13 protein-coding genes and 1 tRNA gene are annotated in these 15,359 nt (G+C 44.3%); all 14 read right to left on the bottom strand.

Annotation, left to right across the window (positions count from 1 at the left end; translation table 11 throughout):
• On the bottom strand, nucleotides 1-104 hold a 104-nt coding region (locus LGT40_RS01955; RefSeq protein ID WP_226069765.1), incomplete at its 3' end, for a GTP-binding protein.
• Between the two features lie 24 nt (nucleotides 105-128).
• Nucleotides 129-2,228 (bottom strand): elongation factor G, encoded by a 2,100-nt coding sequence (fusA, locus tag LGT40_RS01950; protein WP_226069764.1) that lies wholly within the window; start codon nucleotides 2,226-2,228, stop codon nucleotides 129-131.
• Between the two features lie 73 nt (nucleotides 2,229-2,301).
• Nucleotides 2,302-2,772 carry a 30S ribosomal protein S7 gene (rpsG, locus tag LGT40_RS01945; RefSeq protein ID WP_014707497.1) on the bottom strand — a complete coding sequence of 157 codons (471 nt, stop codon included), beginning with the start codon at nucleotides 2,770-2,772 and terminating at the stop codon, nucleotides 2,302-2,304.
• Nucleotides 2,773-2,819: 47 nt separating this feature from the next.
• The gene (gene rpsL / locus LGT40_RS01940; protein ID WP_007144668.1) at nucleotides 2,820-3,194 is read right to left on the bottom strand and encodes a 30S ribosomal protein S12; all 375 of its coding nucleotides are present in this window, start codon (nucleotides 3,192-3,194) and stop codon (nucleotides 2,820-2,822) included.
• 151 nt (nucleotides 3,195-3,345) lie between these two features.
• The gene (gene rpoC, locus LGT40_RS01935) at nucleotides 3,346-7,539 is read right to left on the bottom strand and encodes a DNA-directed RNA polymerase subunit beta' (protein ID WP_226069763.1); all 4,194 of its coding nucleotides are present in this window, start codon (nucleotides 7,537-7,539) and stop codon (nucleotides 3,346-3,348) included.
• A 55-nt stretch (nucleotides 7,540-7,594) separates the two neighbouring features.
• Nucleotides 7,595-11,671: a DNA-directed RNA polymerase subunit beta gene (gene rpoB / locus LGT40_RS01930; protein ID WP_226069762.1), complete on the bottom strand. Its 4,077-nt coding sequence runs from the start codon at nucleotides 11,669-11,671 to the stop codon at nucleotides 7,595-7,597.
• Nucleotides 11,672-11,840: 169 nt separating this feature from the next.
• A complete protein-coding gene (gene rplL / locus LGT40_RS01925) occupies nucleotides 11,841-12,215 on the bottom strand; it encodes a 50S ribosomal protein L7/L12 (RefSeq protein WP_226069761.1) in 375 nt (124 codons plus the stop codon).
• A gap of 58 nt (nucleotides 12,216-12,273) precedes the next feature.
• Entirely contained in the window at nucleotides 12,274-12,801 is a 528-nt protein-coding gene (gene rplJ, locus LGT40_RS01920; RefSeq protein WP_226069760.1) for a 50S ribosomal protein L10, read from the bottom strand.
• 209 nt (nucleotides 12,802-13,010) lie between these two features.
• On the bottom strand, nucleotides 13,011-13,703 hold the full coding sequence (gene rplA, locus LGT40_RS01915; protein ID WP_226069759.1) for a 50S ribosomal protein L1: 693 nt from the start codon (nucleotides 13,701-13,703) through the stop codon (nucleotides 13,011-13,013).
• A complete protein-coding gene (rplK, locus tag LGT40_RS01910) occupies nucleotides 13,703-14,137 on the bottom strand; it encodes a 50S ribosomal protein L11 (RefSeq protein WP_069296880.1) in 435 nt (144 codons plus the stop codon). Before rplK ends, rplA begins: the two co-directional genes overlap by 1 nt.
• Before the next feature lie 77 nt (nucleotides 14,138-14,214).
• Entirely contained in the window at nucleotides 14,215-14,748 is a 534-nt protein-coding gene (gene nusG / locus LGT40_RS01905; protein WP_226069758.1) for a transcription termination/antitermination protein NusG, read from the bottom strand.
• Between the two features lie 13 nt (nucleotides 14,749-14,761).
• Nucleotides 14,762-15,100, bottom strand: coding sequence for a preprotein translocase subunit SecE (secE, locus tag LGT40_RS01900; protein WP_226069757.1), 339 nt, complete (start codon nucleotides 15,098-15,100; stop codon nucleotides 14,762-14,764).
• A gap of 37 nt (nucleotides 15,101-15,137) precedes the next feature.
• Nucleotides 15,138-15,213 (bottom strand) — tRNA-Trp (locus LGT40_RS01895).
• Between the two features lie 55 nt (nucleotides 15,214-15,268).
• Nucleotides 15,269-15,359, bottom strand: a 91-nt coding sequence (locus LGT40_RS01890) for an EF-Tu C-terminal domain-related protein (protein ID WP_226343144.1), incomplete at its 5' end; no start/stop codon positions are given.

Raw genomic sequence — 15,359 nt, 5'->3', positions numbered from 1 at the left:
ACTTTCGTAATCGCTGCTGTCAGGGTAGTTTTACCGTGGTCAACGTGACCAATGGTGCCCACGTTTACGTGGGGTTTTGTACGTTCAAATTTTGCCTTGGACATCTATCTACCTCGTTCAACTATGTTTTATTTCGTTTTGTTAATGATTGCTTCAGCTACATTTCCAGGAATTTCACTGTACTTCGCAAACTCCATTGAGTACGTAGCACGACCTTGTGTGGCTGAGCGTAAATCTGTTGCGTATCCGAACATTTCTGCTAATGGCACTTCTGCCTTAATAACTTTTCCACTTGGCACATCATCCATACCATTTACCAAGCCGCGACGGCGATTCAGATCGCCCATCACATCTCCCATGTAATCCTCGGGAGTAACAACTTCAATTTTCATAATTGGCTCTAACAAAGCAGGAGACGCTTCAAGCGCACCATTTCTAAAAGCCATTGAACCAGCAACTTTAAATGCCATTTCATTTGAATCGACATCGTGGTAAGAACCGTCAAACAAAGTAACCTTGACATCTTCCACAGGGTAGCCGGCTATTACACCATTTTTCATCTGCTCTTGTATACCCTTATCTACAGATGAAATGTATTCTTTTGGAACTGTTCCGCCGATCGTCGCATTTTCAAAGGCATACCCACTACCAGAAGGCAGGGGTTCCAAACGCAACCAAACATGTCCGTACTGACCTCTGCCACCGCTTTGGCGCACAAACTTGCCTTCTGCTTCAACTGTTTTGCGTATAGTTTCTCTATAAGCGACTTGAGGTGCACCAACATTCGCATCCACGCCAAACTCACGTTTCATGCGATCAATGATGATATCAAGGTGCAATTCCCCCATACCAGCAATGATAGTTTGTGCAGATTCTTCATCCGTACGTACACGAAATGAGGGATCTTCTTTTGCCAACTTACCTAGCGCTATACTCATCTTTTCCTGATCAGCTTGGGTTCTCGGTTCAATTGCAACTGAAATTACCGGCTCAGGAAAATCCATACGCTCTAAAGTAATAATGTGTTCAGGATGACAAAGCGTTTCACCAGTCGTCGTATCTTTCAAACCGATTGCTGCAGCTATATCACCGGCAAATACTTCGGTGATTTCTTCTCTACTGTTTGCGTGCATCTGCACTAAACGGCCGATACGTTCCTTTTTACCTTTAACAGGGTTAAAAACAGCATCACCTGACTTTAAAACACCGGAATAGACTCGAAAGAATGTTAATGTTCCAACAAAGGGATCTGTTGCAATTTTAAATGCCAAAGCAGCAAACGGCTCTTTGTCATCAGCCTGACGTGTAGCGTATTCTTCCTTATCTACATCCACAAGGCCTTTAATGGCGGGAACTTCAGTTGGTGATGGCAAATATTCAACTACAGCATCTAATACTGCTTGAACACCTTTGTTTTTAAAAGCTGAACCGCAAAAAGCAGGAACCAGTTCATTTGCCAGAGTTTGCAAACGGATACCGAGCTTGACTTGTTCATCAGTAAGCTCACCCGTTTCAAGGTATTGATTCATTAATTCTTCGTTAGCTTCTGCCGCCGCTTCCACTAACTGTTCGCGATAGTTTTTACATTCAGCAAGCATTTCTGCAGGGATTTCACGGGCATCATATGTCACGCCCATATCTTCCTGATTCCAATAAATTGCATGCATTCTGATTAAGTCAACTACACCTTCAAAGTGTTCTTCAGCACCAATTGGTAATTGCATCACAACTGGTCGAGAACCTAAGCGCTTTTTGATTTGTTCGACTACGCGGAGAAAATCTGCTCCCTGACGATCCATCTTGTTGATAAAAGCTAGACGAGGAACATGATATTTATTTGCTTGACGCCATACTGTTTCTGACTGAGGTTCTACACCCCCGACGGCACAAAAAACAGCAACAGCACCATCAAGTACACGAAGGGAACGTTCAACCTCAATAGTGAAGTCCACGTGTCCTGGTGTATCAATGATGTTAATTCGGTGTTGTGGAAATTGTTGATCCATACCGGCCCAGAAGCAGGTCGTAGCAGCGGAAGTAATTGTAATACCTCGCTCTTGCTCCTGTTCCATCCAGTCCATCGTTGCTGCGCCATCGTGAACTTCACCAATTTTGTGTGAGATACCTGTATAAAACAGCACGCGCTCAGTCGTCGTGGTTTTACCCGCGTCGATATGCGCCATGATGCCAATATTCCGGTATCTATTAATAGGTGTACTACGTGCCACTATAGCTACTCTTTACGATCAACAATGTTAAAGAACAAAACCTTGCCTGAGTCTAGTCAGGCAAGGGTAATACTTAAAATCTAAAGTGGGAGAATGCTTTGTTAGCTTCTGCCATACGATGAGTGTCTTCTTTCTTCTTGACAGCGGTGCCCTTGCCTTCATAAGCGTCAGACAATTCGCCAGCAAGACGCATACCCATTGATTTCTCGCCACGTTTACGGGCCGCTTCAACCAACCAACGCATTGCTAAAGCAACACGACGTTCTGCGCGAACCTCAACTGGCACTTGATATGTTGCACCACCAACACGACGAGATTTAACTTCAACCATTGGGCTAATATTTTCAATTGCTTTCTGGAAAATCTCTAAACCATTTCCGCCTTTGTTTTCGGACACTGAAGCCAGTGCTCCATAAGTGATTTTTTCAGCAACAGATTTCTTACCATCTTTCATGATAACGTTGATGAATTTAGCTAATCCAATATTTGCATATTTTGGATCTGGCAGAACTTCACGCTTGGCAACAACCCTTCTTCTTGGCATTTTCTTAATCCTAAATCTTTAATTTACGCTCGGTGTTTTTCCCAGGATTAACCTTTAGGACGTTTCGCACCATATTTTGAGCGGCCTTGACGACGTGCAGAAACACCAGAGGTATCCAACGCACCACGTACAGTGTGATAACGCACACCAGGCAAATCTTTTACACGACCACCGCGAATCAACACAACGCTATGTTCTTGCAGATTATGGCCTTCACCACCGATATAAGAAGTCACTTCAAAACCGTTAGTTAAACGGACACGAGCAACTTTACGCATCGCCGAGTTAGGCTTCTTAGGTGTAGTAGTATAAACACGAGTACAAACACCACGACGTTGTGGACAAGCCTGCAATGCCGGTACATTATTCTTTTTCTTTTGCTTCAATCTCGGCTTACGAACCAACTGATTAATTGTTGCCATTAATACAACCTTAACAAATATCTATCGATGGTAGCCTGCGATACTAAATCTTCTCGCATTACCATTCAAGTAAAAAGCGGGCACCTAGTATTGGTGCCCGACAAAGAAGAGGAATTCTACAACGCAATAACACACGCCGTCAAGGCTTCTTTTAAGAAGCCTCGTTAATTTCTTCCTCACCATTTTCGATGACTTCAGTTACCGGCTCAATAGTTGCCGGTTTTCCGCCCTGGCGACGACGTTGACGCTCTTTGTGATAAGCCAATCCAGTACCTGCAGGAATCAAACGACCAACAATTACGTTCTCTTTCAAGCCACGTAAATTGTCGCTCTTACCCGTTACAGCGGCATCGGTTAGAACACGCGTTGTTTCTTGGAATGATGCCGCTGAAATAAACGAATCTGTCGCCAATGAAGCTTTGGTAATACCCAGCAGCATTGGGGTAAAGAGAACGCCCATTTTGTTTTGCCCGACTAGCTCATCATTAGCATCTAAGACGCGGTCAAACTCAACCTGTTCGCCTTTCAAGAATTTACTATCACCAACAGAGTCGATTTCAACTTTACGTAACATTTGTCTAACGATAACTTCAATGTGCTTATCGTTAATCTTAACGCCTTGTAAACGGTATACTTCCTGAACTTCACTAACCATATAATTTGCTAAGGCTAAAATGCCTTTTAATCGCAAAATATCATGTGGATCTTCAGGTCCATCAACAATCATTTCACCTTTTTCGATATGTTCACCTTCAAACACTGAAACGTGACGCCATTTTGGTATCAGTTCTTCGTGTGGCTCACCTTCTTTTGGCGTAATAATTAAACGCTGTTTGCCTTTGGTTTCCTTACCAAAGCTGATGGTACCGCTGATTTCTGCCATCAATGCAGGATCTTTTGGTTTACGTGCTTCGAACAGGTCAGCAACGCGTGGCAGACCCCCCGTAATATCACGAGTTTTACTGCTTTCCTGAGGAATACGAGCCAGGATGTCACCAATTTCTACTTCCATTCCATCGGTAACACGAACAATCGCACCACCAGGCAAGAAGTATTCAGCAGGGATATCCGTGCCAACAATATGCACGTCATTACCATGGTCATCTACCAACTTGACCATAGGGCGCATATCTTTTGCCGCACTACTACGTTGTTTTGGCTCACGAATAATCAAACTTGTTAAGCCTGTAACTTCGTCAACCTGTTTATCAACTGTTACACCTTCAACAAGATCGCTCAGTCGAATATGACCCTTAACCTCTGTTACAACTGGATGCGTATGTGGATCCCACGTTGCTACAACTTGTCCAGCCTCTACTGCATCATCATCGGCTACGGCAATTTCAGCACCGTATGGAATCTTATAACGTTCACGTTCACGGCCATTCTCATCAATCAGGTGCAATTCACCTGACCGCGATACTGCAATAAATTTACCCGCTGTATTTTCCACGGATTTAATATTGAAATAACGGATACGACCTTTGAATTTCAGAACAACCGAATTATCAGCAGCGGTTCGAGATGCGGCACCACCAATGTGGAACGTACGCATTGTTAACTGGGTGCCCGGTTCGCCGATTGATTGTGCAGCGATAACACCCACAGCTTCACCCACATTAATCTTATGTCCGCGACCAAGGTCACGTCCATAACAGGATGAACATACTCCGTAGCGTGACTCACAGGTGATAGCACTACGAACCATAACTTCGTCAATACCTTCACGCTCAAGTTTAGTCACTGAGCCTTCATCGATCATATGGCCCGTTTTAAGGACGACTTCACCTTCGCTATTAAGGACATCTTCTGATACAACGCGACCTAATACACGTTCACCAAGAGCTTCGACTACGTCACCGCCCTCGATGATAGGTGTCATACTGATACCTTTAGTCGTACCACAATCATCTTCAATAACGACCAGATCTTGCGATACATCAACTAAACGGCGTGTCAAGTAACCTGAGTTAGCAGTTTTTAATGCCGTATCAGCCAGACCTTTACGAGCACCATGGGTAGAAATAAAGTATTGTAAAACGTCCAAACCTTCACGGAAGTTAGCAGTAATAGGTGTTTCAATGATGGAACCATCCGGTTTTGCCATCAAACCACGCATACCGGCCAACTGACGAATCTGTGCCGCACTACCACGAGCACCAGAATCGGCCATCATATAAATGGAGTTCATGGATTGCTGTTGCACTTTATTACCTTCAGCATCCAGTACAGTATCAGTACCCAGTCCATCCATCATCGCTTTAGCGATTTGATCATTGGTACGAGACCAGATATCAATGATTTTGTTGTAACGTTCACCATCTGTCACCAGACCCGAAGCGTATTGAGTCGCAATCTCTTCAACTTCTGCTTCCGCTTTGGCGAGAATGCTGCCTTTGGCTTCCGGAATAACCATATCATCTGCACAAACGGAAGCACCTGACATTGTTGCTTGGCTAAACCCAAGATACATTAACTGATCAGCAAAAATGACCGTATCTTTCAAACCCAACCGACGATAACAAGTATTAATCAAATCACCGATGGCTTTTTTGGTCATTGTGCGATCAACAACGGCAAAAGGCAGACCTTTTGGCACAATACTAAACAGCATTGCACGACCTACTGTTGTTTCAACACGGATCGTTCGATTCTGTTCGGGTTCAGGTAACGTAACATCCGTTTCATCAATACGCACAGTGACTTTTGCATGCAATGAAACGACTTTATTATCGTATGCACGTCTTAATTCTGCGATATCCGCAAAACGACTGCCCTCACCTTTTTCATTCACTAACGAGCGAGTCATGTAATACAGACCCAAAACAACGTCTTGTGAAGGAATAATGATAGGTTCGCCATTCGCAGGTGACAAAATATTGTTTGTAGCCATCATCAATGAACGGGCTTCTAATTGCGCTTCCAATGATAACGGTACATGTACAGCCATTTGGTCACCGTCAAAGTCAGCGTTATATGCCGCACAGACAAGCGGATGCAGCTGAATAGCTTTACCTTCAATCAATAACGGTTCAAATGCTTGAATACCTAAACGATGCAACGTGGGTGCACGATTCAATAAAACGGGATGTTCACGAATGACTTCTTCCAGGATATCCCAGACTTCTGGCCCTTCGCGTTCGACCATTTTTTTAGCCGCTTTAATTGTTGTGGCCTGACCGCTACGTTCGAGTTTTCCATAAATAAATGGTTTGAATAATTCCAAAGCCATTTTTTTCGGCAAACCACATTGGTGCAGTTTCAGGTACGGACCTACGACGATAACTGAACGACCAGAATAGTCGACACGTTTACCCAGTAAGTTTTGACGGAAACGACCCTGTTTACCTTTGATCATATCGGCCAAAGATTTCAGTGGCATACGATTAGTGCCGGTTATCGCACGGCCTCGACGGCCATTGTCCAGTAACGCATCAACTGATTCCTGCAACATCCGCTTTTCGTTACGCACGATAATGTCTGGTGCATTCAAATCTAATAGACGTTTCAATCGGTTATTACGGTTAATAACACGGCGGTATAAATCATTCAGATCCGATGTCGCAAAACGACCACCATCCAATGGCACTAATGGACGTAAATCCGGTGGTAGGACTGGCAGAACTTCCATGACCATCCATTCTGGTTTATTACCAGAATCCAGGAACGCTTCCATCAACTTCAGACGTTTGGTCAGTTTTTTAATCTTGGTTTCAGAATTGGTACCTTCGATCTGCTCACGAATGACATCAACTTCTTTGGTCAGATCGATGCTTCTTAACAGCTCCTGAACCGCTTCTGCCCCCATACGAGCATCAAACTCATCGCCGTATTCTTCAACCGCTTGCATATACATTTCATCAGAAAGCAATTGACCTCTTTCTAATGGTGTCATGCCAGGATCAACAACGATAAACGCTTCAAAATATAAAACGCGTTCGATATCACGTAATGTCATATCCAGGAATAATGAGATCCGTGATGGTAATGATTTCAAAAACCAGATATGTGCTACTGGGCTGGCAAGCTCAATGTGGCCCATGCGTTCACGACGAACTTTGGCCACCGTAACTTCAACGCCACATTTTTCGCAGATAACACCACGGTGTTTCAGGCGTTTATATTTACCACAAAGACATTCGTAGTCTTTAACCGGACCAAAAATCTTACAGCAGAACAAACCTTCTCGTTCTGGCTTGAAGGTACGATAGTTGATGGTTTCCGGTTTTTTTACTTCACCGAACGACCAAGAACGCACCATTTTAGGCGAAGCCAGACCGATGCGAATCGCATCGAACTCTTCCGGCTGCGTTTGTTGCTTTAACATGTTAAGCAAATCTTTCATATTTTTTCTCCGCTGTCGTTTAGACGACATATGTCCTGATTATCGGGTTCGCGTTTTACTCTTCGACTAGGTCGACATCAATACCCAGTGAGCGAATCTCACGTGTTAATACTTTGAAGGATTCAGGCATACCCGCATCCATCCGATAATCACCATCAACGATGTTTTTGTAAATCTTGGTCCGGCCGTTTACATCATCTGATTTGACTGTCAACATTTCCTGAAGTGTATAAGCGGCGCCATAAGCCTGCAGAGCCCATACCTCCATTTCACCAAACCGTTGACCACCAAACTGGGCTTTACCACCCAATGGTTGCTGTGTCACCAAACTGTATGGGCCAGTCGAACGAGCGTGCATTTTGTCATCAACCAAGTGATTCAGTTTCAACATATGCATGTAACCGATAGTCACTGGACGATGGAATGTTTCACCAGTACGACCATCTATCAATTTGGCTTGTCCGGTTGCAGGAAGACCCGCCAATTCCAACATGGCTTTAATCTCACCCTCATCCGCACCGTCAAATACCGGTGTTGCCATTGGTACACCTGCTTGTAGATTACCCGCCAGTTCGATGATTTCTTCATCTGTTAATGAATCTAAATCTTCTTTTTTGCCACTGGTGTTATAGATTTTGCCAAGGAACTCTCTCAGCTCAGCAATGCTACGTTGTTGCTGCAACATCTCTTCAATCTTATAACCAAGTCCTTTGGCAGCCCAGCCAAGATGGACTTCCAGAATCTGACCGATATTCATCCGTGACGGTACACCCAGTGGATTCAAGACGATATCAACTGGACGGCCATCTTGAGTGTAAGGCATGTCTTCAACTGGCACGATGTTGGAAATAACACCTTTGTTACCATGACGACCAGCTAATTTATCACCAGGCTGAATACGACGTTTTACGGCCAGGAAGACTTTAACCATGCGTTGAACGCCTGGTGCCAAATCATGGCCAGAGGTCAGCTTATCTTTCTTGATTTGGAAAGCTTCATCCATATCATTACGATATTGCTTAATTTGGTTGGCCGTAGATTCCAGCATGGCATTTAATTCATCTGCAGCCATCTGAATGTCGTACCACTGGGATTTCTCCAGAGTTTTCAGATACGCTTTAGTGATTTTCTCGCCTTTCTTCAATCCTGGCGCTTTTTCAGCAACCTTTCCGACCAAGTTACGTTCCAGACGAGCAAATACGTCATCAACCATTATACGATGTTGATCTTTTAAATCCGCCCAGACTTTTTCAAGTTCGGCTTTTTCTATCTCACGTGTACGCTCATCCTTTTCCACACCATCACGGGTAAAGACCTGTACATCAACCACTGTTCCGTAAGTACCAGAAGGGACACGTAAAGATGAGTCTTTAACGTCCGCCGCCTTTTCACCGAAGATTGCTCTAAGCAGTTTTTCTTCAGGTGTCAGCTGGGTTTCACCTTTAGGCGTAACTTTACCTACCAGAATATCACCCGGTTTAACTTCAGCACCGACGTAAACGATCCCTGATTCATCCAGTTTAGCCAATGCACTCTCACTGACATTAGGGATATCACCGGTGATTTCTTCGGTTCCTAATTTGGTATCACGTGCTAAACAGTTCAATTCCTGAATATGAATAGTGGTAAAGCGATCTTCTTCAACTACTCGTTCTGATAACAAAATCGAATCTTCGAAGTTGTAACCATTCCAGGGCATAAATGCGACAAGAATATTTTGTCCTAACGCCAATTCACCTTTATCAGTTGATGGCCCATCAGCTAAAACATCACCTTTCGCAACCACATCACCCGGCTTAACAATTGGACGTTGATTAATCGTAGTGCTTTGGTTTGAACGGGCATATTTGATCAGGTTATAAATATCGACACCCGATTCATTGTCTTCGGTTTCGTCATCGTTTACACGAATAACGATACGACTTGCGTCAACGGAATCGACTTCACCACCACGTTTTGCAGTGACCATGACGCCAGAATCCTGAGCAACAACACGTTCCATACCCGTACCGACTAATGGCTTATCAGCACGTAATGTCGGTACAGCCTGACGTTGCATGTTCGACCCCATCAAGGCCCGGTTAGCATCATCATGTTCCAGGAATGGAATCAAAGAAGCAGCTACCGAAACAACCTGACGTGGAGATACGTCCATTAGTTGCACTTGTTCAGAAGGCATTAATGAAAATTCATTTTTGTGACGACATGGCACCATGTTGTCCGCAATAGAAAAGTCATCATTTAAATTTATTGTTGCCTGGGCAATGCGGTATTCACCTTCATCAATTGCCGAAAGATAAACAATTTCTTCGGTCGCTTTGCCATCAATAACCTTACGATATGGGGTTTCGATAAAACCATATTGATTGGTTCTGGCATAACACGCCAAAGAGTTAATCAAACCGATGTTTGGTCCCTCAGGAGTCTCAATCGGGCAAACACGGCCATAGTGAGTTGGATGAACGTCACGTACTTCAAAGCCTGCACGTTCACGTGTCAAACCACCAGGCCCCAAAGCTGATACACGACGTTTGTGTGTCACTTCAGATAATGGATTGTTTTGATCCATGAATTGCGACAACTGGCTAGAACCAAAGAATTCTTTAATCGCTGCGGCAACAGGTTTGGCATTGATCAATTGCTGAGGCATCAAGCCTTCAGATTCGGCAATACTTAATCGCTCACGTACTGCACGCTCAACACGTACCAAGCCAACGCGGAATTGGTTTTCTGCCATTTCACCAACGCTGCGAACCCGACGATTACCAAGATGATCGATATCATCCACCACACCAAAACCGTTACGGATGCCGATCAACTCTTTTAGAACAGCTACAATATCTTCTTTAGACAAGATACCTTCACCATCCAGTTCTTCACGACCTAAACGGCGGTTGAACTTCATCCGTCCAACATTAGATAGATCATAACGATCCTGGCTAAAGAACAAGCTGGTAAATAGATTTTGTGCTGCATCTTCTGTTGGTGGTTCACCAGGACGCATCATGCGATAAATTTCAACTTTTGCCTCTAAAGCACTGCGCGTTTCATCAAGACGCAATGTGTCAGACATGTAAGGACCATGATCCAAATCGTTAGCAAAAATCGTATCGATAACATTGATGCCAAAACGTTCAAATGTTTCGAGCAAATCGCTGGTGATTTCATCATTGGCATTGGCCAACAACTCACCTGTAGCTGGATCGATAATATCCTTAGCAATAACTTTCCCGATCAAATATGTAGCGGGAACGGCCAACGTGGTCATTGCCGCTTTTTCCATTTGACGAATATGCCGTCCGGTGATTTGACGTTCGGCTTCTACAATGACGTCACCTTGAGGATTCAGAATTTCAAACGGTACGGACTGTCCACGTAAACGTTGAGGCTCCAGAGCCAATTCAAACCCGTCACCTTTACGGGTGAATGTATCGTTTTCAAAGAAAATCTCCAGGATTTCCTGATTGCTGTATTCCAATGCACGCAGCAAGATTGACGCTGGTAGTTTACGACGTCTGTCGATACGGACAAAAACAGCATCCTTTGGATCAAATTCAAAATCCAGCCAAGAACCACGGTATGGAATAACACGAGCGTTATAAAGAATTTTACCTGATGAATGTGTTTTACCTTTATCACTATCAAAAAACACACCTGGGGAGCGGTGTAACTGAGAAACGATTACACGCTCTGTACCATTAATAACGAAGTTACCTTTTTCCGTCATTAATGGGATTTCACCCATATATACTTCCTGCTCTTTAATATCTTTGACGACTTTTGATTTAGCAGGGGCGTCTTTATCATAGATAACCAGACGCATTTTTACTCTAAGAGGTGCAGCATAGGTCACACCACGTAGTTGACATTCCTTGACGTCAAAAGCTGGTGTTCCGAGACGGTAGCTGACGTATTGCAGTTCAGCCATACCAGTGTGACTCTTAATCGGAAACACTGATTGAAATGCCGCATGCAAGCCCATTGCACTGCGTTCATCAGCAGGGACGACCATTTGCAGGAAATCCTGATAGGAATTGACCTGAGTTGCCAGTAAGTTTGGAACGGTCAAGACACTTGGACGCTTGCCAAAATCTTTACGAATCCGTTTTTTCTCGGTAAACGTATAAGCCATGTATTACACCTCGAAGAAACACCTGTTTTCTTTTAACGGAAAAGCAGGTAGGGTCATATATTGTAGGTGGCCGAATGTCGATCGGCCTGCAACGGAAAAAGGCCGGTGACTAAAGTCACCAGCCATTTTCTTTTTCGTGGCAGTAAACTGACCACGATTGTAGGTGTGCTTACTTAAGTTCAGCAGTCGCACCAGCTTCTTGCAATTGTTTCAGAACGTCTTCAGCTTCTGCTTTCTCTACGCCTTCTTTAACAGTTGCTGGAACGCCTTCTACCATGTCTTTGGCTTCTTTCAGACCAAGACCGGTGATACCACGAACAACTTTGATTACGCCAACTTTATTTTCGCCAAAGCTAGTCATAACAACGTTGAATTCAGTTTGCTCTTCAGCGGCAGCAGCGGCAGCAGCAGGTGCAGCAGCAGCGGCAACTGGAGCAGCAGCAGTTACGCCGAATTTTTCTTCCATTGCTTCGATCAGATCTACGATCTCAACAACTGTCATATTGGAAATCGCTTCCAAGATATCGTCTTTAGATACAGCCATGATATTTTCCTATTTCAAGCTTACAGAATTAAATAATAAGTTACTTATCCAAAATGGATTAAGCAGCTTGTTTTGCGTCACGAACGGCCGCAAAAGTGCGAACCATTTTGCTGGTAGGCGCTTGTAAAGTACGAACAAATTTTTCGATAGGCGCTTTAAGCGTACCCATGAACATGCTGATAGCCTGATCTTTGGTAGGCATTTTCGCCAAACGGTCTAAATCGGAAGCAGGTAATAGCTTGCCACCTAATGAAACCATTTTTATTTCGAGCTTTTTGTTGTCTTTTGCAAAATCAGCCATGACACGTGCAACGGCACCTGGATCTTCCATAGAAAACCCGAACACCAAAGGTCCAGTCATTCCTTCCTGCATGCAGGCGAAATCAGTACCTTCAACAGCACGGCGAGCCAATGTATTACGTACTACACGTAAATAAACATTTTGCTCACGCGCTGCAACTCGCAACGCAGTCATTTCTGAAACAGTCAAGCCACGGTACTCTGCTGCAACAGCAGAGAACGCAGTTGATGCAATTTCAGCGACCTCAGCAACGACGGCCTTTTTACCTTCGAGATTTAAAGCCACCTAAGACCTCCTTAGGTTCACTACTCATAATCAAGTAGCGTGTGTTGCTAACAAAAGAAGTGTTGCCACTTCCACCTTCACGGCATTCAACCTCAGAATTTCTGTAGCTGAACCCGTCTGCGCAGGCAGACTTTCGTCTATTAAACTTTCATGCCTGCGGTCTTAGACGACCCAGTGACGAGCACTGGGCGGTCCAATTATTTTCTTAGTTAGACTAAGAATGATTTATCTACTGCAACACCAGCACCCATAGTACTGGAAACACTGATACGCTTGATATAAACGCCTTTTGCAGAGCTAGGTTTTAATTTATTCAAGTCATCAAGTAATGCAATCAGGTTTTGGCGTAAAGCTTCAACTTCAAATCCTGCATTGCCAATTGCACAGTGAATAATACCCGCTTTATCTGTACGGTAACGAACCTGACCTGATTTAGCATTTTTAACTGCTTCAGCAACATTCGGTGTAACCGTTCCGACTTTTGGGTTAGGCATCAATCCACGTGGACCAAGAACCTGACCAAGAGTACCGACAATACGCATTGCATCAGGTGAGGCAATAACGACATCAAAATCCATGTTGCCCGCTTTGATTGACTCAGCCAGATCTTCAAAACCAACGACGTCTGCGCCAGCTTCTTTTGCCGCATCGGCATTTGCGCCTTGAGCAAATACCGCTACGCGAACGGTTTTACCGGTTCCGTTTGGCAATACTGTTGAGCTACGAACAACCTGATCCGATTTACGTGGGTCAACCCCTAAATTGATAGCGACATCAATAGATTCAACAAATTTTGCTGATGCATTTTCTTTTACAAAACTTAATGCTTCATCAAGTTCAAAGACCTTGCCAGCCGTCAGTTTTTCGCGAATAGCGCGACTTCTTTTACCAAGAGCAGCCATTATTCAACCCCTTCTGTATTCAGACCCATACTGCGCGCAGTACCGGCAATCGTTCTAACCGCAGCGTCTAAGTCGGCAGCAGAAAGATCCGGCATTTTTGTATTGGCAATTTCTTCCAATTGGGCACGAGTAACAGTACCGACTTTGTCAGTATTGGGCCGAGCACTACCACTTTTAAGGCCAGCTGCTTTTTTCAATAAAACTGCAGCAGGGGGAGTTTTAGTGATAAAGGTAAAGCTTTTATCGTTATACACAGAAATAACAACTGGAGTCGGCAACCCCGGTTCCAGATTTTGTGTTTTTGCGTTAAACGCTTTACAGAACTCCATGATGTTCACACCATGTTGACCCAATGCAGGACCAACAGGAGGACTTGGGTTTGCCTGACCAGCTGCAACTTGCAGCTTGATGTAGGCTGTAATTTTTTTAGCCATTATTAACTCCTAAACGGGTACAAACGCCTTGCGGCTCCCCAGTAACAATCCAGTAAATACTGGTCTTTTTTTATAGCCTAGCCTTTGGCGACTTGGCTAAATTCAAGTTCGACAGGTGTTGAGCGGCCAAAAATAACCACCTCAACGCGTAGTCGGCTTTTCTCATAATTGACTTCTTCGACAACACCGGTGAAGTCATTAAACGGTCCATCGGTAACACGTACCACTTCGCCAGGTTCGAAAAGAACTTTCGGCCGTGGACTTTCGACACCTTCCTGAACACGTTGCAGAATTTGTTCTGCTTCTTTGTCGGTGATAGGTGCTGGACGGTCTCCAGTACCACCTATAAAACGTAGGACGCGTGGCAGATCATTGACGACATGCCATGTTTCATCATCCATTTCCATATTGACAAGTACATAACCTGGAAAGAACTTACGTTCACTACGGCGTTTTTGTCCTTCACGCATTTCCACAACTTCTTCAGTCGGAACGAGAATCTCGCCGAATTTTTCTTCCAACCCCAGGCGTGCAACGCGCTCTTCCAAAGAACGTTTTACTTGTGCTTCATAGCCGGAATAGGCTTGTATTACGTACCAGCGTTTACTCATTTCACATCCAGCTTTACAAGGTTAGCGCGCGAACGGCCCAACCTAAAAGTGAGTCATAGGCCCACAACATAATGGCAACAACAATGACCATAACAATAACAACCAAGGTGGTTTGTAAAGTTTCCTGGCGAGTCGGCCAGACAACTTTTCTCACTTCCACCTGCGTATCACCTATGTATGATAACACTGATGCGCCCACAGCGGCACGGGACACAATGAATAAGGAAAGTGCAGCCACCGCAAGGAGGCCAAGCACACGCAGCAATGTTGAATACTCAGAGTGGGTATAAAACAAAGCAATCGCGGCGACCATTAAGGCGGCTGCGACTATCAGTTTGAGTTTATCTGCCATTAGTTTTGTTATTAATCCATCTTGATGAAAACAAAAATGGCAGGCCAGGAGGGAATCGAACCCCCAACCTACGGTTTTGGAGACCGTCGCTCTGCCAATTGAGCTACTGGCCTAACATATGCTCTCATTCGGCTGAGCACCCATGTGCTCAGCCATAAGCATTATATACTATTCGACAATCTTACTAACGACACCAGCACCAACGGTGCGGCCGCCTTCACGAATAGCAAAACGTAAACCTTCTTCCATCGCAATCGGA

Origin of the sequence: Methylophaga pinxianii (assembly GCF_020447225.1) — a bacterium.
Lineage (GTDB): Bacteria > Pseudomonadota > Gammaproteobacteria > Nitrosococcales > Methylophagaceae > Methylophaga > Methylophaga pinxianii.
The sequence above is the reverse complement of the archived record's forward strand: the minus strand, read 5'-3'. Positions and strand labels throughout refer to the sequence as shown.